We start from the raw sequence: 25,675 nt of genomic DNA on the forward strand, positions 1-25,675 counted from the left end.
GCGCAAGCCCACACCGCCATCAGTTGCGCGACATCAGGCCCGGCAGGTAGGTGATGATGGACGGGAACAGCGCCATCAGCAGAATGCCGAAGGTGATGATCCAGACGTAGGGCCAGGCGGCACGGAAGATGTCGCGCATGGGCATCTCCGGCACCGCGCTCTTGAAGGCGAACAAGGTGTAGCCGAAGGGCGGCGACAGCGCGCCGACGGTGGCCACGATCAGGATCAGCGTCCAGAACCAGATCGGGTCGAAGCCGTAGATGGCCAGCACGGGCAGGTAGATCGGTACCAGCACCATCAGCACCGAGACCGAGTCGAGCACCAGGAACAGGGTGAAGGGCACGGCGAGCAGCACGAACAGCATCCATCCCGGCGACAGGTCCAGGTGCATCACCATCTCGCCCAGCTGCTGCAGTGCGCCGGAGAAGGTGAGCAGCTGGCTGAACATGGTGGCGCAGCACATGACGATCAGCAGCATGCCGGCGATGTGCACCGCCGATTTCAGGCCCTCGAGAATCATGCCCAGCTTCAGGCTGCCGTAGTAGCGGGCCAGCACCAGCGCGCCGACCACGCCAGTGGCGGCGGACTCGGTGGGCGTGGCCACACCCAGGATCACTAGGCCCACCACGAGAAAGAAGATCGCGCTCACCGGCAGCAGGCGGGCGATGGCGCCCCAGGCGCTGCCGCGCGTATTGGCGTCGAGCAGATCGGCCGACAGATCGGGCGCGAGGGCCGGGTTCAGGCGCAGGCGCGCGAACACATAGACCAGGAACATGGCGGTCAGCATGAGGCCCGGCAGGATGCCGGCGATCAGCATCTGGCCCGTGGACACCTTGGCCAGCGTGGCAATGATGATGGCCAGCACGCTGGGCGGAATGATGGGGTCCAGGCTCGCGCCGCCCAGCAAGGTGCCGGCGGACATCTGTTCGTCGTAGCCACGCTTGCGCATGGTCGGGTACAGCGAGCGGCCCAACAGGCCTGCCACGGCCATGGCCGCGCCCGAGAGCGCACCCAGCACCGCCGAGAGCAGGATGCACAGCACGTACTGGCGGCCACGGATCTTGCCGATCAGGCGGTCCAGCGAGTCCAGCACCACCTCCATCGCGCCCGAGCGGAACAGCAGTTCGCCCATGAGGATGAACAGCGGCACGGCCGCCAGTTCCGCGATGTTGGCGGTGGTGAAGACGCTGTTGGCGAACATGCCGAAGCCGCTGGGGCCGATCATGGTCAGCAGGCCCACCACGTTGAGGATGAGAAAGGCCACGAAGACCGGGAAGCCGAGCACCATCAACACGAGCAATACGGACATCGCGCCCGCGAGAACCATCCACCAGGTCATGCCGGGTCCTTGCCAGCGGCCACGTACGGGCCCGCCAGAAACACGTGCCGCAGAAAGTAGAGCCCGCTGGAGAGCAGGCCATACGGGAGGAAGCTGGACACGGCCCATTTGGGCACGCGCCATTCGTTGAGGGTTTCGATGCCGTTGTTGAACTGCATGAAACTCGCGTCGGCGCAGAACCAGGCACCGAGCACGCAGGCAAAGAAGGCCACCCCATAGCCGGCCTTAATCAGCCGCGTGGCCGCGCGCTGCGACAGCAGGTCGGGCAGGACGCTGATGAAGATGTGTGCGCGCTGGCGCGTGAGCTCGGGCAGCATCAGGAAGATCGACGCGCACAACAGATAGGCCACGGCCGAACCCGCCCAGGTGGTCGGCGCGTTGAAGAAGTAGCGCGACACGACCTCGATGCAATAGGTGGCCACGATCACGGCCAGGCATGCGGCCGCGATCGTGGCGCCTGCGGCTGTCACCGCATCGTGGACCCGCAGCAGCGGATGCTGCGCGGGCGCGGCGGACGAGATCACTTCAACAGGCCCTTCTCGGTGCCGAACTTGCGGATCTCTGCGGTGAACTTGGCGTCCTTCGCGGCGCTGGCGTCCAGCAGGCCGCTGGCCCAGGCGGCCTGCAGCTTGGCGGCGTGCGCATCGCCCATCTTGGTGACCACCATGCCCTTGGCCTTGAGCTTGGCTTCTTCATCGGCCCACAGGGCGTTGGCGTTCTTGTACCAGGCGTCTTCCACCTGGCGCGCCACGCTGCTCATGAGTTCCTGGTCCTGCTTGCTCAGCTTGTTCCAGGCGGCGAGGTTCATGAAGAGGGGCTGGTAGTTCACGCCGAAGCTGGGGCGCAGCAGGTACTTGGCGACCTCGTTCCAGCGGAAGTCGAGCATGCCGATCACCGGCCATGCCGTGCCGTCGATCAGGCCCTTGTCCAGTCCGGTGTAGACGTCACTGGCCGGCAGCACGGTGGAGGTGGCGTTGAGCAACTTGATGATGCCGCTGTAGTTGGACACCGCGCGGATCTTGCGGCCGGCCAGATCGCCCTGCGCGTTCACGGGGCTGCGCAAGAGGAAGTTGTAGGCCCCCGGGGGCGAGACCGGCAGCATCACCAGCTTGAGCTGGTGGCGCTGGTAGTGTTTGTCCAGCACGTCGAACAGGCCCGAGGCGCGCACCGCCGCGAGATCGCCGTTGAAAGCCTCGACCACCGTCATGGCCGGCGTGGTGCCAAAGTGGTAGGCACCGTGCGTGAACAGGAACTGGAACACGCCTGAGCTCACCGGCTCGAGCTGCTCGAACGGCGGCACCGTTTCGGGGCCGCTCACCTTGAAGGTGATGCGGCCCTTGGAGCCTTCCTGCACGCCCTTCATGAACGGGTCCACCATGGCCGGGCTGTAGGCGTAGTTCTTGTCCCAGCCCGAGAGCAGGCGGAATTCCTGGGCCAGGGCGGTGGCAGCAAACGACGCCGTCAGGGCGAATGCGGTGCAGAGCTGGAGCAGTTTTTTCATGGGAATCTCTTCTTTCTTCACGTGGGAGTCATGGGAACACAAGAGGGAACTCAGGGGACGGGGCGGCGCAACGCTCATCGGCTGGAGATCGATGGCACGACCTGCTTCCAGATCTCGGTCTCGCGCTGCAACTGCGCGGTATAGGCTTGCGGCGTGTCCGGCGTGGGCGTGTAGCCGCCCTCGGCCAGCTTCTGCACCAGCTCGGGATTGGCCAGGGCGCGCGCCAGCGCTTCGCTGAGCGAGCGCACAACAGGCTCTGGCGTTCCCGTGGGTGCGAACATACCCCACCAGGAGCCAGCGTCCAGGGGCGTGATGTCCACGCCGAGTTCCTTGAAGGTGGGCACCTCGGGGTAGCGGGTGCTGCGCTTCTCGCCCGTTACCGCGACGGGGCGCAGCTTGCCGCTGTCGATGAACTGCTTGATGTTGACCGAACTGGTGAAGGTGAAGTCCACCGAGCCGCCCACCAGGTCGGCCATGGCGCCGCTCATGCCCTTGTACGGCACCATCACGAAGGGCGTGGGCACGCGCAGCCGCAGGATCTCGGCCAGCAGGTCGGGCGGCGTGCCCACGCCCGACGCGCCGAAGTTCAGCTTGTTGGGGTTGGCCTGCGTGTAGCGCACGAACTCGGGCAGCGTCTTGAACGGCGTGTTGACGTGGGAGACCATCAGCATCTGCGTCGTCACCACGCGCGAGATCGGCACGAAGCTGCGCTCCACGCTGTAACGCACGTCCTTCTGGGTCATGGGGCTGAGCAACACGTTGATGCTGTTGACCAGCAAGGTGTAGCCATCGGGGGTGGCGCGCGCGACGAACTCGTTGCCGATGTTGCCACTGGCCCCGGGCCGGTTGTCGATCACCACCTTCGCGCCCAGTTCTTTCTCGAGATAGGGCACGACCTGGCGGAACATCACGTCGGTGCCCGCGCCTGCGGTGTAGGGAATGACGATGTGCACCGGCTTCTCGGGAAAGGCCGCAGCCGCTGGCGCGGCCATGGCGATCGAGGCACCGGCGAAGAGTGCACAGACGAGAGGACGAATGAATTTCATGGCGAGCTCGTGGAGAGGGATGAAGGTGCGGGGCGCACCGGAATGCCGTGATGATCCGGCAGCAAGTTTCCTGCCACGCGTTCATGCACCGCACAGGGAGTGCGGTGGGCGCCATTGGCCCATGCCGCTGGGGTTCGTCTGAACATACCTGTTTCCTTTCATGGACTGCACCCAGCAAGGGCGCGTGGACCGAAATGGCTCGAAACCCGATGTCTCCCCAGTCTGCGCGGCGGACTCTGGCGCCCCTCCTTCTCGTGGCCGTCTACGCCGCGAGATCGGCGCTGGCTCTCTTCTCGCCGCCGTGCGGCTCCAACGCGTCGAGCTGCCTGCGATAACGGTGCACCGACCATTGGTTCAGTTGCGCGATCGCGCCTTCCAGGTAAGACAGGCGGCCGCGCGGCTTGTGGCGCGAGTGGTAGGCGCCCTGCAAGGCGATCTGCGTCACCGCGTCCTGCGCGACGATGGTCTTCATCTTGTCGAACTGGTCGGTTTCCAGCTGCTCGAAATCGGGCGCCTCGGCCGCGGCTTTCGGGTACAGGTTGACCCGGCGTGAATTCAGCGTACCGGCCGAGGTGGGATTGAGAAAGGTCACCGAGACCAGCGAGGGTTGCATCACCATCACCAGGCAGGGCATGACAGACACGAACATGACGCGCCCCTTCTGTTCGTCCGTCAACGTCGGAATGGAGGGCAGGCGGCGCGTGCCCTCGCTCTCGAACAGATCGCCGTCGGCCGCTTCGAAACCGGTGGTGCGAAACACCATGCCTTCGGCCGGGTCGAGGTCGTAGAAGCGCGTGAGCTTGGCGGGCACCGCGTCGTGGTAACCGCGGTGCACATAGCTGGTGTGGTAAGACTCCAGCGCATTCTCGTGGTGCAGCTTCCAGTTCCACTGCAGATCGGTGAGGGAATAGGCACGGCCGGGCTGCAGCTCGGCGAGCGAGTAGGTTCGGAACTCCTCGTCGAGCTTGGCCAGCTTCTCGGCCACGGGTGCGACGTCCTCGGAGAAGGTGACGAACACTAGGCCGTGGAAGATCTCGCTGCGGATCTCGGGCAGGCTGTTGCGCGCCTGCAGTTCGGCCAGCGGAACGTGCTCCATCGAGGGCGCGCCGCGCAGCTTGCCATCGAGGTTGTAGGTCCAGGCGTGGTAGGGGCAGACCAAGGCCCGCGCATTCAGGCATCTGCCCGCTGGCGGCATTTCCTTGACACCACCCACCAGCGGATGCCCGCGGTGCTGGCACACCGCCGACAACACGCGCACCGTGCCGGCCTCGTCGCGCACCACCACCACCGGCTCGCCCTGCACCGTGATCGGCAGGTAGTCCCCGGATCGGGGCACCTCGTTCACATGGGCCACGCACAACCATTCCTTGGCGAAGATCGACTGGCGCTCGAACTCCCAGAAGTTGGCGTCGGTGTAGGTATCGGCCGGAAGAATGCCGGCATGCTCCACCGGCCCCAGCGCCTCTTCTGCCTCTTTCACAACCTTGCGGATGTGCGCCAGATCGACCGCCACGTTTCTCATTCCATTCCCCAGAAGAAAGGTCCGCCCCGAACGGGCGTGGGCTGGCAGCGCAAGCTCGCCATGAACGGCGCGAGACCTGAGATCACGCGCGGTGCGCCATGCCACTGCCACAAAGCTGGGCGCGATTCTAGGAATGGGGTTCGCGGTCGAGTAGCCGCTTTTGGATGATTCCGGTCATAGACAACATCGATGCCTTGAGGGTTGGAACGCCGCGCACGCGCGGGTGCTGCACAAAGATCCGGTCTATGACCGGAATCATCCAAAAGCGGCTTCTGCGCGCGCGGGCCGCTTCCTAGAATCCGCCCCCAGCCCATGAACCCATCCGCCATTCCTTCCCGGGTCCACGCCATGCGCCACGCCGCGCAAGGTATCGTCACCCTCGACCTGCGACCGCTGGACGGCGCGGCCTTGCCCGCGTTCTCCGCCGGCGCCCACATCGACTTGTGTCTGGCCGAGGGCTTGGTGCGCAGCTACTCCCTGTGCAACGACAGCGAGGAGCGGCACCGCTACGTCGTCGGCGTGCTGAAAGATGCGGCCAGCCGCGGCGGATCGCGCCACGTGCACGAACGCGTGCGCGTGAACGAGGTGCTGAACATCAGCGCGCCGCGCAACCACTTTGCCTTGCACGAGGTCGCGGCACACTCCGTGCTGGTCGCGGGAGGCATCGGCATCACGCCCATTCTCTGCATGGGCCGGCGCCTGAAACGGCTGGGCCGCAGCGCCGAGATCGTCTATGCCTGTCGTTCGCGCCAGAGCGCCGCCTTTCTGCCTCATCTTGAAGCCTTGCAGGTGCCGCTGACGCTGCACTTTGACGACGAGAAGGGCGGACCACCCGATCTGCGCGCGCTGCTGGCACGCCGTGCGCCCGAGAGCAGCACGCACCACTACGCGTGTGGGCCGGCCGTCATGCTCGACGCGTTCGTGCGCGCGTGCACCGCACTGGGACATCCCCACGCCCACATCGAGCGCTTCCAGGCAGCGGCGCCACCTCCCGTGGCCCCGCAAGCTCGAAGCCATTTCACCGTCGAGCTGCGCCGCAGCGCTCAGGCGTTCGAGGTGACGCCGGAGAAATCGCTGGCCCGGCACCTGATCGAACGCAAGATCGATGTGCCCTTCAGCTGCGGCGAAGGCATCTGCGGCTCGTGCGAGACGCGTGTGCTCGAAGGCGAGCCGGACCACCGCGATTCGCTGCTGAGCGAGAAGGAGCGGGCCTCCAACCGCATCATGCTGCCTTGTGTATCGGGCTGCCGCGGCGAACGGCTGGTGCTCGACCTGTAGCGCTTGGCGTCGAACCCCGTCGGTATACTTTTCCTCCACCGGCCGAAGGCCCTTCCCACGGCGGTGCGACATGAAGAAGTACGACTCCCCCACACCGCCCAGCGTCAATTTCGTCCGCAACGTCGACTGGAATCTGTTCAAGGTGTTCTACGAGATCGGCCGCCAAGGCGGCATCGGATCGGCGGCGCGGGCCTTGAACAAGCAGCAGCCCAGTGTCAGCGCTGCGCTGCAGCGCCTGGAGAGTTTTCTCGACACGCACCTGTGCACGCGCACCGCGCGCGGCATCGAACTCACGGTGCAGGGGCATCAGGTGATGGCCGCCTGCGAAGCCATGTACCTGCAGGTGCAGTCGTGCGCGCGCCTCAAGGGCGCGGACGTGGCGCACGTCTCGGGCTCGCTGACCTTGAGCCTGATCTCCAACCTGTACCTGGTCCCCCGCCTCACGACCGTGTTGCAGGAATTCCACCGGCGCTACCCGCTCATCGATGTGCGGCTGGACGTGGCGCCCTGGCGCCGCGTGCTGAACTCGCTGAAGAACGGCGAAGTCGAACTCGCGTTCTGTTTCGCCGATACGCGCGACAGCAACATGATGTTCGTGCCCTTGACCCACCAGCTGCAGCAGATCTATTGCGGCCCGCAACACCCGTTGTTCGGCAAGCCACCGGTATCGCCTAACGCGCTGGAAGGCGACGCTTTCGTGATCAGCCAGGACGAGCCCACGGCCTATGTGGACTTTCGCCAGCGGCACGCGCTGGGGCGCCAGATCGGCGGCGTGGCCGAGAACTTGCAGGAGCGCATGTGGCTGATCCAGCTCGGCATGGGCATCGGCATCTTGCCCAAGCCGGTGGTGGAGGCTTCAAACCTGGCCAGCGTGCTCTGGCCCTTGTTGCCCGAAGAAGAAGCGCTGAAGTCCACCATCTACCTGCTGGCCAACAACGACGGCATCCGCAGCGCGCCGGCCCAGCTGTTCCTGGAAACCGCCATGGAGCACCTGAACGCGGACTGAGCGCGGCTACAAGGCCACCTGTTCCAGGTGGCGGCGAAAGTGCGCCAGGCCGGGCACCGGTTCGTCGGGCACCTTGGCCAAGTCGTCGTAGCGCCGCAGGCGCATCGCGCTCAGCGCATGGGGCAGACGGGCAAACGCCTCGCCCTGCTCGGCGGTGAAGATGCCGCCTTGCTGCTCCAGGCTGGCCTTGGAAGCGGGCGAGAGCCGGCTCCAGTAGCCCGCCTCCATCAGACACAGGTAGCGCTTGGCATCCACGTGCAAGCGGATCGGTGCGAGCACGCTTTCCGGGAACACGCCGCGCAGGAAGGGCAAGGCCATGAACTGGTGCAGGTCGTCCTGGTCCGGCGGTGGCTCGTCGGATGCGGCCTGCTCGGCGGCCAGCAGGTGGCCCAGGTCGTGCAGCAGCGCGGCCACCACGACCTCGGGCCGCTCGCCGGCGGTCTCGGCCAGGTGCGCGCACTGCAACGCGTGCTGCAGCTGGCTGACCGCCTCCTGGCCGTACTGCGTCTGGCCCCGTGTTTCCAGCAGGCGCACGATATCGTTAAGCGTCAATGCCATCTCAGTTTTCCGCCGCGCCGAAGCGTGAGCCGCAACGCATGAAACAACGCAGTCCAGAGACACCGAGGGTCCGGCTTAGCCGGCCCCAGGTGTCGCCCCCCTTCCAGGGGGGAGCGCCGAAGGCGCGCAGGGGGTGTCTCATATGTCACACAGCCAGTTTGCGGATGCGCGCCGACACCATGTCGATCGCGGTCACGCTCACGATGATGATGATCATCACGGCGCAGGTCTCGGCGTACTGGAAGCCGCGGATGATTTCCCACAGCACCACGCCGATGCCGCCGGCGCCCACCATGCCCACCACCGAGGCCGAGCGCACGTTGGCCTCGAACCGGTAGAGCGTGTACGAGATCCACAGCGGCATGACCTGCGGGATCACGCCATAAACGATTTCGTGCAGGGCCGACGCACCGGTGGAACGGATGCCTTCGACCGGCTGCGGGTCGATCGCCTCCACCGCCTCGGAGAACAGCTTGGCCAGGGTGCCCGCCGTGTGGATCCACAAGGCCAGCACGCCGGCGAACGGGCCCAGGCCCACGGCCACCACGAACAGCATGGCGAACACCACTTCGTTGATCGCTCGGAATGCGTCGAGCAGGCGGCGCACCGGCTGGAACACCCACCACGGCACGATGTTGCTCGAGGCCAGCAACGCCAGCGGAATGGCGGTGACCACCGCCAGTGCCGTGCCCCACAGCGCGATCTGCAGCGTGACCAGCATCTCGTGCACGTAGATGCGCCAGTCGGCGAAGTTGGGCGGGAAGAATTCGGACGCGTAGGTCGCCATGTTGCCGGCGTCGCTGAACAGCGCCATTGGCCGCATGTCGGCGCCGTTCCACGACAGCGCGAGCAGGGCGAGCAGCAGGCCCCAGGAGACATACCAGAGCAGGCTGCGCCGGGGCGCAGCCTTGTCGGCCGCCACCAGCCAACGGGACGACGGGAGTGTGGTCATGGTTGCGGTCGGCATGGGCCCGGCTTTACTTCAGCAGGGCGATCTGCTGGTCGATCTGCGCAATCTGGGTCTTCTTCTCGGCTTCGGCCATGTTGGCGTCGGCTTCGATCTTGTTGCGCTTGGCGAACAGTTCGAGCTGGCGGATCGGCTTGAGCTGGTCGTTGGTCGACGGCTTGAAGCCCGAGAGCTTGGAGATCTTCATGACGATGTCCTTCTCGCGCGCATCGGTCTTGGCGTAGTTGTAGAAGAAGGTCTTGAGCTTGGCCTTGGTAGCCTCCGGCAGGCCCTTGTGCATCACCAGCGGGTCCAGCGGGATCAGCGGCGAGGTCCAGACGATCTTGATGGACTTGAACTTCTCGGGCTGGCGCTCTTCGATCTTGCCCATGGTTTCGCTGTTGGTCACGGCCACGTCGATCTGCTTGTTGGCCGCGGCCATGGCGTTGGTTTCGTGGTTGGCGCTGCGCACCACCTTGAAGTGCGACTTGGCGTCGATCTTGTTCTGTGCGAACACGTAGAAACCGGGCACCAGGAAGCCGCTGGTGGAGTTGGGGTCGCCATTGCCAAAGCTCAGCGACTTGCCGTTCTTGAGCACATCGTCCAAGTTGTTGAGCGGGCTCTCGGCGTTCACCACCAGGTGCGAGTAGTAGCCTTGCGTGCCGTCGGCGTTGACCATCTGCGCGAACACCTCGCCGTTGGCGCGGTCCACCGCTTCCATGGCCGACTTGTTGCCCAGCCAGGCGACCTGCACCTTGTTGAAGCGCATGCCTTCGATGATGCCGGCGTAGTCGGGCGCGAAGAAGGCCTTGACCTTCATGCCGGTCTGCTTCTCCATGTCGTCCAACAGGGGTTGCCAGTCGGCCTTGAGGTTCTGCGTGGACTCGGTGGAGATGATGCCGAAGTTGATGTCTTGGGCTTGCGCCGTGGCCAGGCCGAGGCCCAGGGCCAGCGCGGCCATGGAATGTTTGAACATGGGAATGCTCCTGGTGGAAAAAGGGTTGGGGGAGAAGAGGAGGTGGGCGGATCAGGCCGCGTGCGCCACGGGCTGGGGCCAGGCGGGCACGGGCGCGGGTGGGTTCATGGGCACGACCGTGCCGCCGTGCACGAACTCGCTGCCGTTGAGAATCTCGTCGGCCTGCATGCCGTAGAGTTCGCGCAGCATGGCGGTAGAGAGATCGGCCGCGGGGCCGTCGTAGACCACGCGGCCCTGGTGCAAGGCGATCACACGCTGGCAGAAGCGCTTGGCCATGTCGACCTGGTGCAGCGAGACGACGACGGTGCTGCCGTCCTCGCGGTTGATGCGCGAGAGCATGTCCATGACGTTGCGCGAGGCTTCCGGATCGAGCGAGGCAATGGGTTCGTCGGCCAATACAACGCGCGCGCCCTGCACCAGGGTGCGAGCGATCGCGGCGCGCTGTTGTTGTCCGCCCGAGAGCGTGGAGGCGCGTTGCGCATGGCACTCGGCGATGCCCACGCGGTCCAGCGCTTCGAGCGCCAGCGCGCGTTCCTGCCGGTTGAACAGCTGGAACCAGCTGCGCCACCAGGGCATGCGGTGCAGGCGGCCGACCAGCACGTTGACCAGCACCGGCAGGCGGTCGACCAGGTTGAACTGCTGGAACACGAAACCCACCTGCGCGCGGATCTGGCGCACGTCGCGCTGGATGGTGCCACCGCGCTGCACGCAGCGGCCGTCGATCTCGATGCAGGAAGCGCTGCCCGCATCGGCCGGCATGAGGCCGGCAATGTGGCGCAGCAGCGTGGACTTGCCCGAGCCGGACGCGCCGATCAAGGCCACCATCTCGCCCTGGGCGATGTCGAGGTGGATGTCGCGCAGCGCGTGCTTGCCGTTGGCGAAGTGCTTGTCGAGGTGGCGGATGTGCAGGGTCATGGTGTTCGTCCGTTCAGATGTCTAGACAAGCAGTGTCGAAGCAGCCTGTGACAGTTTCTTGACGCTCATGGGAAGTTTTCGTGAGACGGCGCTCACATCACCCGCCGGCCTTCGCGCCAGACACCGCGCACCACGCCTTGCTGGCTGCCATCGGGCAGATTCACCACACGCACCTGGATGAGGTCGGCGCGCAACTCGGGCTCGATCGCGCCCCGGTCGGTCAAGCCGGTGGCCAGCGCCGGGTTGCGGCTGACCATGGCCACCGCTTGAGGCAAGGGCGTGATGCCGTCCTTCACCAGGCGCAGCACGGCGCTCAGCAGGCTGCCCGGCACGTAGTCGGACGAGAGGATGTCCAGCACGCCGTGGCGCGCCAGGTCGGCGGCGGCGACGTTGCCCGAGTGCGAGCCGCCTCGAACGACGTTGGGCCCACCCATCACGGTGAGCAAACCGCGCTGGTGCGCGGCCTGCGCGGCGGCCAGCGTGGTCGGGAACTCCGACATGCTGGCGCCCTCGGTGTGGGCCTGTTCCACGTGCGCCACCGTGGTGTCGTCGTGGCTGGCCAGGGCGATGCCGTTGGCGCGGCAGTAGTCCACGAAATACGCGCGGTGCGGCTCGGCGTACTGCGCCTGCAGCTGCGCCGAGTGCGCCACCTGGCGTTCGAACTTTTCCGGGCTCCAGCCCTTCTTGCCGGTGTAGTACACGCGGGCGTGGTCCAGGTTCTCCCACTGGCGCTGGCCGGGCGTGTGGTCCATCAGCGAGACCAGCGACAGGCGATCGTGGCCCTTGAAGGGCTCGAACAGGTCGATGGTGTTGGGCGCGGGCAGCTCGCAGCGCACGTGCAGGTGGTGGTCGGCGCGCAGCAGGTTCTCGCGCGCGCAGGCCTGCAGCGTGTCGATCAGTTTGTGCCAGGTGCTGCCGCGCAGGCTCTCGGGGTCGGCGTCGCCCACGCCGAGCGCGTCGAACACGGTGGTGATGCCGGCCGCGGTCACTTCCGCGTCGTGCGCCATCAGCGCGGGCATCTCGGCCCACTGCACCTTGGGGCGTGGCATGAGGTGGCGCTCCAGGTTGTCGGTGTGCATCTCCACCAGACCGGGCATGAGGTAATCACCCTCCAGGTCCACCGTGCCGGCAACACCGGTGCCATGGCCGTTGACGTCGTGGATGCGGCCGCTGCGCACCGAGACGCTGCCGTGGTGCACGGCGTCGGGCAGCACCACGCGGGCGTTGTTGAAGACGATGTCGTTGTTCATGCGCAGGCTCCCCGGAATTCGGCCACGTTCACGCGGCGGGTGGCGACGGCGTCGCCCACGTCGGCGTCGTGGAAGATGCCCATGACCGCCGCGCCGCGCGCCACGGCTTCGCGGATCAGCTCGATCACGGTCTGCGTGTTGGCCGCGTCGAGCGAGGCGGTAGGCTCGTCGAGCAACAGCAGCGGGCGTGGCTTGATCATGTTGCGCGCGATGTTGATGCGCTGCTGCTCGCCGCCCGAGAAGGTGGCCGGCGGCAAAGACCACAGGCGCTCGGGGATGCGCAGGCGCTGCAGCCACTGGCGCGCCTGTTCCCGCGCGGCCTCGCGCGCCGCGTCGTCGGGGGCGTCTTCGAACAGGGGCTCGGCCACCACGTCGAGCGCCGACACGCGCGGGATCACGCGCAGGAACTGGCTCACGTAACCCACGGTGTGGCGCCGCATCTGCACCAGGGTGCGTGGCGTGGCGGTGGTCACGTCGATCGGCTCGCGCGCGGGATCGTTCACGATGATCTGGCCGCTGTTGGCGCGGTAGTTGGCGTAGACCAGCTTGAGCAGCGTGCTCTTGCCCATGCCCGAGGGGCCGTCGAGCACCACGCATTCGCCGGGGGCGATGCGCAGGTCCACGGACTGCAGCACGCGCAGTTCGGCGCCGTGCTGGTGGTGCAGGGTGAAACTTTTGCTCACGCCCTGGAGTTGAAGTGCGGCGGTGTTCATGGCTGGAGTACCGAGGAAACGAGAAGCTGGGTATAGGGGTGTTGCGGGTCGTCGAGCACCTGGTCGGTCAGGCCGGTCTCCACGATCACACCGCGCTGCATCACCGCCATGCGGTGCGCGAGCAGGCGCGCCACGGCCAGGTCGTGCGTGACGATCACCACCGCGAGCTGCATCTGCTGCGTGAGGCCGCGCAGCAGATCGAGCAGGCGCGCCTGCACCGACACGTCCAGGCCCGAGGTGGGTTCGTCCATGAACACCAGTCGCGGTTGGGTCACGAGGTTGCGCGCGATCTGCAGGCGCTGGCGCATGCCGCCGGAGAAGGTGCGCGGCGCGTCGTCGATGCGGATGGCATCGATCTCCACGCGCTGCAGCCATTCCTCGGCCTGGCAGCGCAGGCGGCCGTAGTGGCGCTCGCCCAGTCCCATGAGGCGTTCGCCGACGTTGGCGCCGGCCGACACGTCCATGCGCAGGCCATCGGCCGGGTTCTGGTGCACGAAGCCCCAGTCGGTGCGCGCGAGCAGGCGTTGCTGGGCCTCGCTCATGGCGTGGATGTCGCGCAGCTGGCCGTCGCGTCCGAGGAATTCGACGCTGCCCGCATCGGGCCGGCTGCGCGCGGCGATGGCGTTGAGCAGGGTGCTCTTGCCCGAGCCGGACTCGCCGACGATGGCCAGCACCTCGCCGGGCCAGAGATCGAAGGAGGCGCTGTCCAGCGCCACGCGGTCGCCGTAGCGTTTGGCCACGTCGCGCACGCGCAGCAGGGGGTTGGGGTCGGTGTGGAGGGTCTGCATGTCAGAGGGTCTCGATCACGAAGCTCAGGCCGTGCTGTTGGAAGCCCAGCGCTTCGTAGAAGGCATGGGCCTGGGCGCGCTTGCGGTTGGAAGAGAGGGCGAGCTTGTAGGCACCTGCCGTGCGCGCCTGCTGCAGCGCGTGCGCCATCAGCGCGCGGCCGATGCCCTGGCCCTGCCGCTCGGCGCTCACCACCACGTCTTCGGCAATCGCTGATGGCGTGCCCATGTGGGCCAGGTTGTGCATCACCAGCAGCGCGTAGGTGCCGACCACCGTGCCCTCGGCGTCGCAGGCCACAAACAGGCGGTAGCTCGGGTAGCGCTGGAACTCGCGCCAGATGCGCTGGGCTTCGGGCAGAGGCAGCACCTGTTCGTCGTCCATGCCGGGTTGGGCGTAGAGAGCGAGCACCGCCGGCAGGTCGGCCTGCTGGGCCAGGCGGATCTGAACGCTCATGCGGCGCTCCCATTCTGCTCGGCCTGGCGCGTCTGGCAGTAGTCGGAGTCGGAGCACACGTGCAGGCGCTGGCCGGCGTTGTCGGTGATGACCTCGTCGAGGAAGCTGTCCTGCGCGCCGCACAGCGCGCAGACCGCGTCCCATTTCTGCACCTCGAACGGGTGGTCCTCGAAGCCCAGGCTCTCGACCTCGGTGTACGGCGGTACCGCGTAGATGCGTTTCTCGCGGCCCGCGCCAAACAGCTGCAGCGCCGGGTTCATGTGCATCTTGGGGTTGTCGAACTTGGGGATCGGCGAGGGCGCCATGATGTAGCGGCCGTTGACCATCACCGGGTAGTCGTAAGTGGTGGCAATGTGGCCGTAGCGCGCGATGTCCTCGTACAGCTTGACGTGCATCAGGCCGTACTCGGCCAGGCCGTGCAGGGTGCGGGTTTCGGTCTCGCGCGGCTCCAGCCTTTGCATGGGCTCGGGCACCGGCACCTGGTAGACGATGACCTGGCCCTCGGTGAGCGCGGTCTCCGGGATGCGGTGGCGCGTCTGGATCAGCGTGGCCTCTGTCGTGCGCGTGGTGGTCGGCACACCGGCCGTGCGCTGGAAGAAGCGGCGGATGTTGACCGCGTTGACGGTGTCGTCCGAGCCCTGGTCGATCACCTTGAGCGTGTCGCCGGGCCCGATCACCGAGGCCGTGACCTGGATGCCGCCCGTGCCCCAGCCATAGGGCAGCGGCATCTCGCGCGAGCCGAACGGCACCTGGTAGCCGGGGATGGCGATGGCCTTGAGGATGGCGCGCCGGATCATGCGCTTGGTGCGCTCGTCCAGGTAGGCGAAGTTCACGCCGGTCTCGGTATGGGCAGCCTCGGCTTGGGCGATGAGAGGGGATTCGATCGGGGCGTTCATGCGTGGTCCTCCTGCGTGTCCCGGGCTTGCTCGGCCGCCTGCGCGCGCATCTTGCGCACCAGCTCCAACTCGGCCTGGAAGTCGACGTAGTGCGGCAGCTTCAGGTGCTGCACGAAGCCCGAGGCTTCCAGGCTGTCGCTGTGCGAGAGCACGAACTCGGGCATCTGCGCGGGCGATTCGACCGCTTCGCCCAACTCCTCGGCGCGCAGCGCGCGGTCCACCAGGCTCATGGCCATGGCCTTGCGCTCGCAGTGGCCGAAGACCAGGCCGTAACCGCGCGTGAACTGCGGGGGTTCGTTCTTGCTGCCGGCGAACTGGTTGACCATCTCGCACTCGGTGACCTCGATGTCGCCGATGGAGATCGCAAAACCCAGTTCCTCGGGCACCACTTCCAGCGCCACGCGGCCCAGCCGCAGCTCGCCCACGAACGGGTGCGAGTGCGCGTAGCCGCGCTGGGTCGAATACGCCATGGCCAGCAGGTAGCCTTCGTCGCCACGCGCGAGGTTCTGCAGGCGCGTGGCCCGGTCTGCGGGAAAGCGCAGCGGCTCGCGCGTGAGGTCGTTGGGTGCGGGGTCGTGCTCGGGTCGCGGGTGGCGTTCGATCAGGCCTTCCTGGTTCAGCAGGTCGACCACGCGCGGCACCGCTTCTTCCAGCGACGCCGCCACGTCTGCCGTGGGGTGTTCGGCACCAGCGCCTTGCGCCAGCAGCGTGAAGTCGAGCAGACGCTGCGTGTAGTCGTAGGTCGGGCCGAGCACCTGGCCGCCGGGCAGGTCCTTGAAGGTGGCCGAGATCCGGCGCTCCAGTTGCATGCGCGCGGTGTCCAGCGGCTCGGTGCTGCCCAGGCGGGGCAGGGTGGCGCGGTAGGCACGCAGCAGGAAGATGGCTTCCACCAGGTCGCCGCTGGCCTGCTTGATCGCCAGCGCGGCGAGCTCGGGGTCGCACACCGAGCCTTCGGTCATCACGCGGTCCACCGCCAGCTTGAGCTGCGCCTGGATCTGCGCCACGCCCAGTTCGGGCAGGGCGGTGTCGCCACGGCGCTGCTGGTCGAGCAGCTTGTAGCTGTTGAGAATGGCGGCTTCACCGCCCTTGACGGCCACGTACATGTTCAGGCCTCCTCGGTGTGTTGCGGCGCGGCCGCGCCGATGCGGGTGGTGCGTGGCAGGCCGGCGACGTGGCTCGGCGTGCACAGGAACACGTCGACACCGCGCGGGAACGCGGCGTGGTTGTCGACCCATTGCGCGGCGAAATCACCGGGCAGACCGTCGACCGACAGATCCGCCGTGCCGGGAATGCCGGGACCGCTGAGCGTCCATGCGCCGCCATCCTGTGCAAGCACGTCCAGCACGCAGGTGGTGGAGTGGTCGGGCTGGTTGTCGCTGCCACCGACAAGACGGGCCAACGCGGGCATCGCATCGCCCCTGGCCACCCACACGAACTGCGCGGCGCCGGCTTCGGCCACGAGCTGGCAACCGGTGTGAAAGCGCAGCCAGGGCGCGGCGTCGGACGCGGCGAGCTTGGGCGACAGCCACACCGTGCAGTCGGCATCGAGCAGCGCGAGCAGCAGCACCGCCGCCGCGCCATGGCCTTGCCGTGGCCGCTCGGCCTGCATGGGCATGGCGGCCCAGCGGCCGGGGTAGGACAACGCGTTCATGGCGGCGCGGAACGCGGCCTGGCTGCCGAAGGCTTCGTGCTCGAAGCCGCCGACGATGTGTTGCAGATCGGTGGCGTTCATGCGCCGTCCTCCTCGCCTTCGGTGGCCGAACCCGACTCTCGCGCCACGGTGAAGAACTCGACCTTGGTGGTCTGCGCACGCGCCTGGCGTTGCGCGGCTTCCTGGCGCAGGTGCACGCGGATCGGTTCGAGCAGGCTGCGCTCCAGCGCGGCCTGGCGCGCGGGTTCCTGCAGCAGCGCGTCGGCCACGGCGGCCAGGCGCGCCTGGCGCCGATTGCGGCCCACCACGTAGGCCACGCCCACCGGGGCATCGCCTGGGCGTGCACGCAGCGCACAGCGCGTGACCGTGACCTCGCCCAGGTTGAAGCGCTCGCCGGTGCCGCCCGCGCGGCCCTGCACCATCATCAGGCCGGTTTCGGGCCGGCGCAGCCAGCGCACATCGGTGTGCGCATCGGCCGCCAGCGCGGCCTGCAACAAGCCTTCGGGTGCGCGGGCCAGCAGCGCCATCCAGGCCTGCCGGTCCATCGGCCGGTTGGGTTGCGCATTGTCAAATGCATGAAACATGTCGGTGGTACTCTGTAGATGTCTATACAACTTCAAACACAGCCCCGAGCGTAGAGACGCACTGTGTCCCTTTCATGACAACGAACCTGGTTTTTGAAGCCGATGGCGGGCAGCCCGCGCGCCCCAGCTTCTGGTCGCACATCGCCAACGAGATCGCGCAGGCCATTGGCCAAGGCGTGTACGCACCGGGTGAACGCCTGCCTTCGGAGCACACGCTGGCCGAGTCCTTCGGTGTGAACCGGCACACCATCCGCCGCTCGATCGCGGCGCTGTGCCAACGCGGCCTGCTGCGCTCCGAGCAGGGCAGCGGCACCTACGTGGAAGACTTCGCGGTGGACCTCGCCATCGGCAAGCGCACGCGGCACCGCCAGAACCTGGCGCAGGCCGGTTTGCGCGGCGGGCTGCAGGTGCTGATGGCCGAGCGCGTGCGCGCGAATGCCGAGCAGGCGCGCGCGCTGCAGGTGCCCGCGCGCAACGCGCTGCTGCATCTGCAAATCCTGGGCGAAGGCAATGGGCAACCGCTGCACGTGAGCGACCGCTACTTCCCGCTGCCGCGCTTCGAAGGGCTGGAAGACGTGGTGCGCGAGACCGGTTCGATCACCGCCGCCTTTGCCGCGTGCGGCGTGAACGACTATGTGCGCCACGAAAGCCGCATCAGCGCGCGCCTGCCCGGCAGCGACACGGCCGCGCTGCTGCGCCAGCCGGTCACGCGGCCCGTGTTGCTGGTGACCAAGGTCAACACCGATTTGAAGGATTGCCCGATCGAACTGGCCGAGACCTGGTTTGCCGGCGACCGCGTCACGCTCACGGTGAACCACGATGGCGAATGAACCTTTGCAACCGCACCGCGTGGCGGTGTATTTCGCGCCGCCCGTGCAAAGCCCCTGGTGGCAGATCGGCAGCCAGTGGCTGGGGCGCTGCGCGGCCACCGGCAGGTTGTTCGACGCACACGAGGTGCCGGGCGTGCCCGCCGACAGCTTGCGCGCATTGACCGCGGAGCCACGCCGCTACGGTTTTCACGCCACGCTCAAGCCGCCGTTTCGCCTGCAACAAGGCCTGGACCTGGGCCACGTGCTGGAGGCGCTGGACCGTTTGGGCCGCGACACCGCGCCGTTCACCTTGCCCCCTTTGCGCGTGGCGATGCTGGGCGACTTCCTGGCCCTGCGGCCTGAAGGCGACAACGCCCTGGCCAACGCGGTGGCGGCCCACTGCGTGACCACGCTGCAGCCCCTGGCCTCGGCGCTCTACCCCGACGAGCTGGCGCGGCGGCGGCGCCAGCCCCTCACGCCCGAGCAGGACGCGCTGCTGCTGCGCTGGGGCTACCCCTGGGTGCTGCAGCAGTTCCGCTTCCACCTCTCCCTCACCGGCGGCCTCGGCAGCTGCAGCGAGACGCAGCGCGCGGCGTTGCAGCAAGCGGCCCAGGCGCTGTTCCACCCGCTGCCCGCGGCGCGCTTCGACCACATCGCCGTCTTCGTCGAGCCGCGCCCGGGCGCGGACTTCGTGCTCACCGACCGTGTGGCGCTGCGCGGATGAGCCGCCATCTGGTCTATGTGATGGGCCCCTCCGGCGTGGGCAAGGACAGCGTGCTGGCCTGGGTGAAGGCGCACGCGCCGGCGGCGGCGGGCATTCGCTTCGCCCGGCGCACCGTGACGCGAGCGGCCGATGCCGGCGGCGAGGACCACGAGCCGCTCACGGTCGAGGCATTCGAGCAAGCCGTGCAAGCCCATGCCTTTGCCCTGCATTGGCAGGCCAACGGGCTGCACTACGGCATCCGGCATGGGCAGCTCGCTCCGCTGAAGCAGAGGCAGTGGGTGCTGGTCAACGGATCGCGCGGCCACCTGCCGCATGCACTGGCCGCCTACCCCGGGCTGACGGCGGTGCACATCACGGCGCGGCCCGAGACGGTGCGCCAGCGCCTGCTCGCACGGGGGCGCGAGTCCACGGAGGAGGTCGAGGCGCGGCTGCGGCGTGCGCGCACCTTCGTGGCACCGCCTGGGGCGCGCTGCATTGCGAACGATGGGGCCTTGGCGGATGCGGGGCGGGCATTGCTGCGGGTGATGCAAGGCGAGCAAGCGCCTTCGCGTTGAACAGGCCAGCACGGCCGTCATCACCCACTGCCGGCCGCCGATCATTTTGCCAACGGCAGCAATATGATCCGCGTCCGAGATTCTCTGCAAGAGCATCTGCAAGTTATTTTCTGATGGTTCCACATTTGAGAACATGAAGTTCTCAAAACAGAACACCACCAGAATCCGTCCCCCGAGGCCGCTGTTGGCCTCGCGAAGAGGACCAGCATGGAGCACAGCAGCGCGCGGACGCCCTACCGCATCGGACTCATCCACTACGTACCGCAGGGCGACCCGTTCGTCAGCACCGAGGACATCGCCGACTTCAAACGCGCAATGGAGCGCCTGGGCTATGAGGCCGGCCGCAACGTCGTCTACGACGAGCGCTATGGCGAGCGCGACAAGGCGCTGACGCAGCGCCAGGTAGAGGAAATGCTGGCCAGCGGGCCGGACCTGATCTGCTCCTTCCTCACCAACCCGAACATCGCCCTCAAGGACACGATGGCCGCCACCGGACGCCACGTGCCGGTGCTGTGCTGGGCCACCGACTTGAAGGAAGCCGGCCTGATCGAGAGCTACCGCCGCCCCGGTGGCAACTTCACCGGCTTCACCTACGAGCCCTTTCACCAGTGGCTCAAGGTGCGCCTGCTCAAACTGGCCGTACCCGGACTGCAGCGCGTCGGCCACCTCTACAACCCGACCTATTCGCCGGCGCCCGCGGTGATGCGCGAGCTGAAACAGGCGGCGGAATCGATGGGGCTGGAGTTCCGGCTCTACGAAGCCTTGCGGCTGGAGCAGTTGCAACCGGCCATCGACGCGATGCGCGCCGACGGTTGTGGCGCGGCCGTGGCCGGGCCGCACGAGTTCCTCAACCGCAACGGCGAGATGCTGGGCAAGGCCTTCCTGGCCGCCGGCATCGCGGCCACCGGCAACCAGATGTCGATCGCGCGCGCGGGCGGCCTGGCGTCCTTCAACCCGCCCAAGAAACGCGGCTGGCCCCTGATGGCGCAGGTGGCCGAGCGCATCTTGCAAGGCACACCGCCGGCGGAGATTCCCATCGAGCGTTCGCTGCGCGGCGTGCTCACGCTGAACCTGCGCACCGCGCGTGCCCTGGGCCTGCAACTGCCCGACAGCCTGATCGAAGAAGCCGACGTGCTGATCGATTGACCTCAAGCACTTTCAAGAAGGAGACACCATGAACCGACGACTCGCATCCCTGGCCCTGTGCATGGGCGCCGCACTCGTGCTGCCCCAGCACGCGTTCGCTGCCGACGAGAAATGGCCCACGCAACCCGTGCGCGTGGTGGTGAACTACCCACCCGGGGGCAGCAGCGATTCGCTCACCCGCGTGGCCCTCTCGCGCGCGGGCGAAGCGCTGGGCGCCTCCATCGTGGTGGAGAACAAGCCCGGTGCCAACGGCAACATCGGCGTGTCGTTCGTGGCCAAGTCCAAGGGCGATGGCTACACGCTCTCGGCCACGGGCCTCTCGGGCATCATCAATTCCAACGTCTACAAGACGCTGGACTACCGCTTCACGCAGGATCTGGTGCCGGTGGCCATGATCGGGCGCAACCCGGGCGTGCTGATCGTCAACAAGTCGCTGCCGGTGAACAGCGTGCAGGAGCTGATCGCCTACGGCAAACGCAACCCCGAGGCGCTGAACTTCGCTTCCGGCGGCGCCGGTTCGAGCCCGCACGTCAACGGCGAAATCTTCCGCCAGGCCACGGGCACGCCGATGACGCACGTGCCGTACCGCGGCGAGTCGCCCGCGGTGACCGACCTGATCGGCGGGCGCGTGCAGGTGATGTTCGCGGTGCTGGCCACGGCCAAGCCGCTGATCGACAAGGGCCAGGTGCGCGCCCTGGCCGTGACCTCGCCGGAGCGGGCCGAGGCCCTGCCGGAACTGCCCACGCTCAAGGAGTCGGGCATCGGCTTTGGCGTGTACTCGTGGCTGGCCATCTTCGCGCCGCGCGACACGCCCGAAGCGGTGCAGCAGCAACTCAACACGGCGATCCGCCAGTCGCTGCGCGATCCGCAGGTCAAGGCCAAGGTCTCCGAGCTCGGTACCGAGATCCGCGACATGTCGCTCAAGGAACTGCGCGACTACGTGCGCAGCGAAGACGTGTACTGGCGCGAGGCGCTCAAGAAGGTCAACGTGCAACTGGACTGAAAGCCCGTGCCCATCGCCATGCCGTCAACGTGGACCGAAGCGGATGCGCGAGAGCGCGGTCATGGGCTGCTCGCCCGCCAGCGCGTGGCCCACGTCGGTGGCGGCGGCGATCACCGCCTCGGTCCAGGGTGTCATCACGCTGCGCTTGAAGCGGTCGGCCGGGCCGGAAATACCAATGGCCGCAATCACCACGCCGCGCGCGTCCATGATCGGCGTGGCGATGCCCCAGACCTTGTCGCGCCATTCGCCCCGGTTCACCGCATGTCCCTGCTCGCGCACGCGTTTCATCTCTTTCATGAACTGGGCCGGGTCGGTCAGGGTGCGTTCGGTGAACGGCTTGAGCCGTTTGAGTGCCTGGGCCACTTCGCGCAATACCGTCTCGCCCGCAAACGCCAGCTGCGCCTTGCCCGTGGCCACGCAATACGCTGGCGCCCGCCCACCGATCTGGCTGTACGCGCGCACCGGGTTCAGGCTGTCGACCTTGTGCACGTAGACGATCTCGTGGCCATCGAGCACCGACAGGTGCACACTTTCCCCGGTGAGGCCCATCAAGGCCTCCATCTGCTTCTCGGCGTGGTGGCGCAGGTCCAGCTTGGCCAGCACTGCCGAGCCGAGTTCCCACAGCTTGATGGACGGGGCGTAACAACCGCTCTCTTCATCGCGCAGCACGAAGCGCGTGTCCACCAGGGCCTGCATGAGGCGATGGACGTTGCTCTTGACCACGCCGAGCTCGCGGCCGATCTGCGACAGCGTGAGCGGACGGTCGCTGCGCGAGAGCAGCTCCAGCACCGCCAGGCCCTTGAGAAGCGTGTTGTTCATGTTCCCGAATATAGAACCACCGATCCGCATTTTTGAACCACCGCAAACCCATCTTCATCATGACCGAAGAAGCCACTGCCCCCCGTCCATCGAAACGCCCCGTGGCGCACCAGCCCCTGGCCGGTATTCGCGTCGCCGAGTTCTGCTCCACCGCCGCCGGGCCGTTCTGCGCGATGCTGCTGGCCGACATGGGCGCCGAGGTGTTGAAGATCGAACCACCCGAGGGCGATGGCCTGCGCCAGTGGCCACCCATCTCGCAGGGATTCAGTGAAAACTTCGCTTCGCTCAACCGGGGCAAACAATCGGTGGTGCTGAACCTGAAGGACCCCGAGAGCGCGGCTCTGGCGCGCCGCCTGGTGCTGGACTGCGACGTGCTGGTGGAGAACAACCGGCCGGGCGTGATGCAGCGCCTGGGCCTGGGCTTTGAGCAGCTGCGCGAGGACCACCCCGACCTCGTCTACTGCTCAATCTCGGCCTTCGGCCAGGTCGGGCCACGCGCGTCCGAGGCGGGGTTCGACCTGACCATCCAGGCCGCGGCCGGTGTGATGAGCGTGACCGGCGAGACCGACGGCGCGCCGGTGAAATGCGGCGTGCCGATTGCCGATTTCACCTCCGGCCTGTACGGTGCCTACGCGATCGCGGCGGCGCTGTCGGTGGTGCGCGCGGGTGGCGGTGGCGCACACATCGACGTGCCGATGTTCGGCTGCACGCTGGCGGTGGCGGCGCTGCAAACCAGCGAGTACTTCGGCACGGGGCGGCACCCGCAGCGCCTGGGTTCGGCGCACCCACGCAACGCGCCTTACCGTGCCTTCGAAGCAGCGGACGGTTACTTCGCCCTGGCCGCGGGCAACCAGCAGCTCTGGCTCAAAGTGGTGGCTGCCGTCGACATGCCCGAGCTGCTGGACGACACGCGCTTTCGCAGCACCACCGACCGTGCCGCGAACCAGGAGGCACTCAAGGCCCTGCTGGAGACGCGTCTGCGCCAGCAACCGGTGGCGCATTGGCTGGAGGTGTTTCGCGTCGCAGGCGTGCCGCATTCGCCGATCAACAACTACGAGCAGGCGCTGGAAGACCCCCAGGTGCAGGCCATGGACTGGGTGCAGCCGCTGACACTGCCCAATGGCGTGCAGACGCAGACCTTTGGCTCGCCACTGCGCATCAACGGCCAGGGCGCAGCGGTGCGCAGCGGCCCACCGGCCCTGGGCGAACACACGCAGGAAGCGGTGCGCCGCTATGGCACGCAGACGCAGCCAGCATGAGGAGCACACCGTGACCGAACGTTTGAAAGCCTTCGTGGCCGAGGTAGAGGCCGCCGTCAGCGCCGAACGGGGTGAACCCGCGGTGTTGCAACGCGTGGTGAATGCCATGCGCGAGCTCGTCGCGCACGACGACTGGCTGCCTGAGACGCACGCCGCGCCCGATGCCACGCACTACCAGCAGCACCTGCTGTACCGCGACCCGCAGGGGCGCTTCAGCGTGGTGAGTTTTGTCTGGGGGCCGGGCCAGCAGACACCGGTGCACGACCACACGGTCTGGGGCGTGATCGGCATGTTGCGCGGCCAGGAGGTCTCGCAGGCCTACGCGCTCGAACAAGGCGTGGTGCGCGAGACCGGTGAGGCGGAGGTGTTGGAGCCGGGCGATGTGGCCGTGGTCTCGCCCAGCCTGGGCGACATCCACCGCGTGCGCAATGGGCTGGAAGACCGCGTGTCGATCAGCATCCACGCCTACGGCACCGACATCGGGACCCGGCCCCGGCACGTGTTCGATCCACAGACGCACGCGGTGAAGACCTTCATCTCGGGCTATTCCGCGAGCGCCCCGGTGCGCCTGGCGCCATGACCGCGCACAGCTCCGCCGTCATTCTGCGCACCGCGCCACCCGTGGCCTGGGTGACCCTGAACCGCCCTGAGCGGGGAAACGCCTGCTCGACCGAACTGGTGCAAGGGCTCGAAGACGCCCTTGACCGTGCGGAGCAATCCGGCGCGCGAGCGCTGGTGCTCCAGGGCAGCTGCCGGCATTTCTGCACCGGCTTCGACCTTTCGGGCCTGGACAACGAAACCGACGACAGCCTGCTGGCGCGTTTTACCCGGCTGGAGCTGCTGCTGCAGCGCGTGGCGCGCGCGCCGCTGCTCACGGTGGCCATCGCCCAGAGCCGCGCCATCGGCGCGGGCGCCGATCTGTTCACCGCTTGCGATGTGCGCATGGCTTGTGCCAACGCCCACTTCGCGTTTCCCGGCGCACGGGGCTTCGGCCTGGTGCTGGGCTCGCGCAGGCTCGCCGCGCGCGTGGGCGACGCGGTAGCCACGGCGTGGATCGCCAACGCCACAACCATCGACGCGGCCAGCGCCACCGCCACCGGCCTGGCCACGCATCTGGTGAACGACCCGGCGCAGGCGGCCTCCCTCGTCGAGACTTTGCTCCTCGAGCGCGCGTCCACCGACGGTGCGGACACGGCCACGCTGCGCTCCGCGCTCGAACCCCACGCCTGCGACCACGACGCACACGACCTCGCGCGCCTGGTGCGCTCGGCGGCGCGGCCCGGTTTGCGCGAGCGCATCGCCGCCTATGCCGGCCTGCGCAATACGCCAACTTCTCCCACCTAGAAAGACGTCACGAACGGCGCAAAGGCCTTGCACGTGAGCGGGCGGGCGCGCGGTTTTCTGCAGACGCAGCGTTCACGCCATGCGCAACAATCGACGCATGACCGCCGACGAACTGATTGCTCTCGCACAACTTGCGCGCACCCGCTCGCCCTGCGCACGTTGCCAGGCTCTGGTGTGCAAAGGTTGGGAATCGATCCCGGGTGGATTTGACACCGCCCAGCTCCAGCGGGTCGGCAGCCTGCGCGATCCCCACGATGAGGATCCCACGCTGCAGGAGTACCACCCGGCGGGTACCTCGGGCTGGTCGGCCGAGGCCCCGATTGCCCTGGGCTGGTCCCCGTACAACCGCTGCGACGTGTGGCAATGCGCCAGTTGCTTGCGGCCGTTTCTGCGCTACACCGAATACGGGGGCTACTACACAGACGAACGCGTTCGCGAATTGCAGGCGTCGCTCATCGTGGCGTCACCGTGACGCGGCGGTAGCAGCCTCTGCGGCGCGGTCCGCCCCACATGGCAACCAAGGCCTGGGCCGGGACGGAGCGATCAACGACCTTGTTCGCATGATGGTCATCATATGACGATCGTCATATCAGGGTA

29 protein-coding genes are annotated in these 25,675 nt (G+C 67.4%); 11 read left to right on the forward strand and 18 right to left on the reverse strand.

Annotation, left to right across the window (positions count from 1 at the left end; genetic code table 11):
• Nucleotides 1-19 precede the first annotated feature (19 nt).
• From F9K07_RS00790 to F9K07_RS00810, 5 genes are all read right to left on the reverse strand, one after another.
• Nucleotides 20-1,339, reverse strand: a complete 1,320-nt coding sequence (locus tag F9K07_RS00790) for a TRAP transporter large permease (protein WP_159588432.1) — start codon at nucleotides 1,337-1,339, stop codon at nucleotides 20-22.
• The gene (locus tag F9K07_RS00795) at nucleotides 1,336-1,863 is read right to left on the reverse strand and encodes a TRAP transporter small permease (protein WP_159588434.1); all 528 of its coding nucleotides are present in this window, start codon (nucleotides 1,861-1,863) and stop codon (nucleotides 1,336-1,338) included. The genes F9K07_RS00790 and F9K07_RS00795 overlap by 4 nt, the downstream gene beginning before the upstream one ends.
• Nucleotides 1,860-2,840 (reverse strand): TRAP transporter substrate-binding protein, encoded by a 981-nt coding sequence (locus tag F9K07_RS00800; RefSeq protein ID WP_159588436.1) that lies wholly within the window; start codon nucleotides 2,838-2,840, stop codon nucleotides 1,860-1,862. Before F9K07_RS00800 ends, F9K07_RS00795 begins: the two co-directional genes overlap by 4 nt.
• Before the next feature lie 74 nt (nucleotides 2,841-2,914).
• The gene (locus F9K07_RS00805; protein ID WP_159588438.1) at nucleotides 2,915-3,886 is read right to left on the reverse strand and encodes a Bug family tripartite tricarboxylate transporter substrate binding protein; all 972 of its coding nucleotides are present in this window, start codon (nucleotides 3,884-3,886) and stop codon (nucleotides 2,915-2,917) included.
• 262 nt (nucleotides 3,887-4,148) lie between these two features.
• Nucleotides 4,149-5,408, reverse strand: a complete 1,260-nt coding sequence (locus tag F9K07_RS00810) for an aromatic ring-hydroxylating oxygenase subunit alpha (RefSeq protein ID WP_159588440.1) — start codon at nucleotides 5,406-5,408, stop codon at nucleotides 4,149-4,151.
• 312 nt (nucleotides 5,409-5,720) lie between these two features.
• Between F9K07_RS00810 and F9K07_RS00815 the strand changes: the two genes are divergently transcribed.
• Nucleotides 5,721-6,686 (forward strand): PDR/VanB family oxidoreductase, encoded by a 966-nt coding sequence (locus F9K07_RS00815; RefSeq protein ID WP_159588442.1) that lies wholly within the window; start codon nucleotides 5,721-5,723, stop codon nucleotides 6,684-6,686.
• Between the two features lie 70 nt (nucleotides 6,687-6,756).
• Nucleotides 6,757-7,692 carry a LysR family transcriptional regulator gene (locus F9K07_RS00820; protein WP_159588444.1) on the forward strand — a complete coding sequence of 312 codons (936 nt, stop codon included), beginning with the start codon at nucleotides 6,757-6,759 and terminating at the stop codon, nucleotides 7,690-7,692.
• 6 nt (nucleotides 7,693-7,698) lie between these two features.
• Here F9K07_RS00820 and F9K07_RS00825 read toward each other — a convergent pair whose 3' ends face one another.
• The 12 genes from F9K07_RS00825 to phnG all read right to left on the reverse strand — a co-directional run bounded on the left by F9K07_RS00825 (nucleotide 7,699) and on the right by phnG (nucleotide 17,420).
• Nucleotides 7,699-8,250 carry a phosphonate degradation HD-domain oxygenase gene (locus F9K07_RS00825; RefSeq protein WP_159588446.1) on the reverse strand — a complete coding sequence of 184 codons (552 nt, stop codon included), beginning with the start codon at nucleotides 8,248-8,250 and terminating at the stop codon, nucleotides 7,699-7,701.
• A 145-nt stretch (nucleotides 8,251-8,395) separates the two neighbouring features.
• Complete coding sequence (gene phnE / locus F9K07_RS00830) at nucleotides 8,396-9,202, reverse strand: phosphonate ABC transporter, permease protein PhnE (protein WP_159588448.1); 807 nt, start codon at nucleotides 9,200-9,202, stop codon at nucleotides 8,396-8,398.
• Nucleotides 9,203-9,227: 25 nt separating this feature from the next.
• On the reverse strand, nucleotides 9,228-10,172 hold the full coding sequence (gene phnD / locus F9K07_RS00835; protein ID WP_159588450.1) for a phosphonate ABC transporter substrate-binding protein: 945 nt from the start codon (nucleotides 10,170-10,172) through the stop codon (nucleotides 9,228-9,230).
• A gap of 51 nt (nucleotides 10,173-10,223) precedes the next feature.
• Nucleotides 10,224-11,087 carry a phosphonate ABC transporter ATP-binding protein gene (phnC, locus tag F9K07_RS00840; RefSeq protein WP_159588452.1) on the reverse strand — a complete coding sequence of 288 codons (864 nt, stop codon included), beginning with the start codon at nucleotides 11,085-11,087 and terminating at the stop codon, nucleotides 10,224-10,226.
• Nucleotides 11,088-11,179: 92 nt separating this feature from the next.
• Complete coding sequence (locus F9K07_RS00845) at nucleotides 11,180-12,337, reverse strand: alpha-D-ribose 1-methylphosphonate 5-triphosphate diphosphatase (RefSeq protein ID WP_159588454.1); 1,158 nt, start codon at nucleotides 12,335-12,337, stop codon at nucleotides 11,180-11,182.
• Complete coding sequence (gene phnL, locus F9K07_RS00850; RefSeq protein ID WP_159588456.1) at nucleotides 12,334-13,050, reverse strand: phosphonate C-P lyase system protein PhnL; 717 nt, start codon at nucleotides 13,048-13,050, stop codon at nucleotides 12,334-12,336. The genes F9K07_RS00845 and phnL overlap by 4 nt, the downstream gene beginning before the upstream one ends.
• A complete protein-coding gene (phnK, locus tag F9K07_RS00855; protein WP_159588458.1) occupies nucleotides 13,047-13,838 on the reverse strand; it encodes a phosphonate C-P lyase system protein PhnK in 792 nt (263 codons plus the stop codon). Before phnK ends, phnL begins: the two co-directional genes overlap by 4 nt.
• Before the next feature lies 1 nt (nucleotide 13,839).
• Nucleotides 13,840-14,289 (reverse strand): GNAT family N-acetyltransferase, encoded by a 450-nt coding sequence (locus tag F9K07_RS00860; protein WP_159588460.1) that lies wholly within the window; start codon nucleotides 14,287-14,289, stop codon nucleotides 13,840-13,842.
• Nucleotides 14,286-15,185 (reverse strand): alpha-D-ribose 1-methylphosphonate 5-phosphate C-P-lyase PhnJ, encoded by a 900-nt coding sequence (locus F9K07_RS00865; RefSeq protein ID WP_159588462.1) that lies wholly within the window; start codon nucleotides 15,183-15,185, stop codon nucleotides 14,286-14,288. Before F9K07_RS00865 ends, F9K07_RS00860 begins: the two co-directional genes overlap by 4 nt.
• Nucleotides 15,182-16,288 carry a carbon-phosphorus lyase complex subunit PhnI gene (locus F9K07_RS00870; protein ID WP_159588464.1) on the reverse strand — a complete coding sequence of 369 codons (1,107 nt, stop codon included), beginning with the start codon at nucleotides 16,286-16,288 and terminating at the stop codon, nucleotides 15,182-15,184. Before F9K07_RS00870 ends, F9K07_RS00865 begins: the two co-directional genes overlap by 4 nt.
• 2 nt (nucleotides 16,289-16,290) lie before the next feature.
• Complete coding sequence (gene phnH, locus F9K07_RS00875; protein WP_159588466.1) at nucleotides 16,291-16,917, reverse strand: phosphonate C-P lyase system protein PhnH; 627 nt, start codon at nucleotides 16,915-16,917, stop codon at nucleotides 16,291-16,293.
• Complete coding sequence (gene phnG / locus F9K07_RS00880) at nucleotides 16,914-17,420, reverse strand: phosphonate C-P lyase system protein PhnG (protein WP_159588468.1); 507 nt, start codon at nucleotides 17,418-17,420, stop codon at nucleotides 16,914-16,916. The genes phnH and phnG overlap by 4 nt, the downstream gene beginning before the upstream one ends.
• Before the next feature lie 74 nt (nucleotides 17,421-17,494).
• Here phnG and phnF point away from each other — a divergent pair, with 74 nt between their 5' ends.
• The 5 genes from phnF to F9K07_RS00905 all read left to right on the forward strand — a co-directional run bounded on the left by phnF (nucleotide 17,495) and on the right by F9K07_RS00905 (nucleotide 21,656).
• Nucleotides 17,495-18,250 carry a phosphonate metabolism transcriptional regulator PhnF gene (gene phnF, locus F9K07_RS00885; protein WP_159588470.1) on the forward strand — a complete coding sequence of 252 codons (756 nt, stop codon included), beginning with the start codon at nucleotides 17,495-17,497 and terminating at the stop codon, nucleotides 18,248-18,250.
• Nucleotides 18,240-18,953: a DUF1045 domain-containing protein gene (locus F9K07_RS00890; RefSeq protein ID WP_159588472.1), complete on the forward strand. Its 714-nt coding sequence runs from the start codon at nucleotides 18,240-18,242 to the stop codon at nucleotides 18,951-18,953. The genes phnF and F9K07_RS00890 overlap by 11 nt, the downstream gene beginning before the upstream one ends.
• Entirely contained in the window at nucleotides 18,950-19,507 is a 558-nt protein-coding gene (gene phnN, locus F9K07_RS00895; RefSeq protein ID WP_159588474.1) for a phosphonate metabolism protein/1,5-bisphosphokinase (PRPP-forming) PhnN, read from the forward strand. Before F9K07_RS00890 ends, phnN begins: the two co-directional genes overlap by 4 nt.
• Nucleotides 19,508-19,714: 207 nt before the next feature.
• On the forward strand, nucleotides 19,715-20,653 hold the full coding sequence (locus F9K07_RS00900) for an ABC transporter substrate-binding protein (RefSeq protein ID WP_159588476.1): 939 nt from the start codon (nucleotides 19,715-19,717) through the stop codon (nucleotides 20,651-20,653).
• Between the two features lie 28 nt (nucleotides 20,654-20,681).
• The gene (locus tag F9K07_RS00905; RefSeq protein ID WP_159588478.1) at nucleotides 20,682-21,656 is read left to right on the forward strand and encodes a Bug family tripartite tricarboxylate transporter substrate binding protein; all 975 of its coding nucleotides are present in this window, start codon (nucleotides 20,682-20,684) and stop codon (nucleotides 21,654-21,656) included.
• Nucleotides 21,657-21,680: 24 nt separating this feature from the next.
• Here F9K07_RS00905 and F9K07_RS00910 read toward each other — a convergent pair whose 3' ends face one another.
• Complete coding sequence (locus F9K07_RS00910; RefSeq protein ID WP_159588480.1) at nucleotides 21,681-22,475, reverse strand: IclR family transcriptional regulator; 795 nt, start codon at nucleotides 22,473-22,475, stop codon at nucleotides 21,681-21,683.
• 59 nt (nucleotides 22,476-22,534) lie between these two features.
• Between F9K07_RS00910 and F9K07_RS00915 the strand changes: the two genes are divergently transcribed.
• The 4 genes from F9K07_RS00915 (at nucleotide 22,535) to F9K07_RS00930 (ending at nucleotide 25,550) form a co-directional block, all read left to right on the forward strand.
• Complete coding sequence (locus tag F9K07_RS00915; protein WP_159588482.1) at nucleotides 22,535-23,734, forward strand: CaiB/BaiF CoA transferase family protein; 1,200 nt, start codon at nucleotides 22,535-22,537, stop codon at nucleotides 23,732-23,734.
• A 10-nt stretch (nucleotides 23,735-23,744) separates the two neighbouring features.
• Nucleotides 23,745-24,314: a cysteine dioxygenase gene (locus tag F9K07_RS00920; RefSeq protein ID WP_236581765.1), complete on the forward strand. Its 570-nt coding sequence runs from the start codon at nucleotides 23,745-23,747 to the stop codon at nucleotides 24,312-24,314.
• The gene (locus F9K07_RS00925; protein WP_159588486.1) at nucleotides 24,311-25,078 is read left to right on the forward strand and encodes an enoyl-CoA hydratase/isomerase family protein; all 768 of its coding nucleotides are present in this window, start codon (nucleotides 24,311-24,313) and stop codon (nucleotides 25,076-25,078) included. Before F9K07_RS00920 ends, F9K07_RS00925 begins: the two co-directional genes overlap by 4 nt.
• A gap of 97 nt (nucleotides 25,079-25,175) precedes the next feature.
• A complete protein-coding gene (locus F9K07_RS00930; protein ID WP_236581766.1) occupies nucleotides 25,176-25,550 on the forward strand; it encodes a hypothetical protein in 375 nt (124 codons plus the stop codon).
• Nucleotides 25,551-25,675: the final 125 nt, after the last annotated feature.

The organism is Hydrogenophaga sp. BPS33 (assembly GCF_009859475.1).
Lineage (GTDB): Bacteria > Pseudomonadota > Gammaproteobacteria > Burkholderiales > Burkholderiaceae_C > Hydrogenophaga.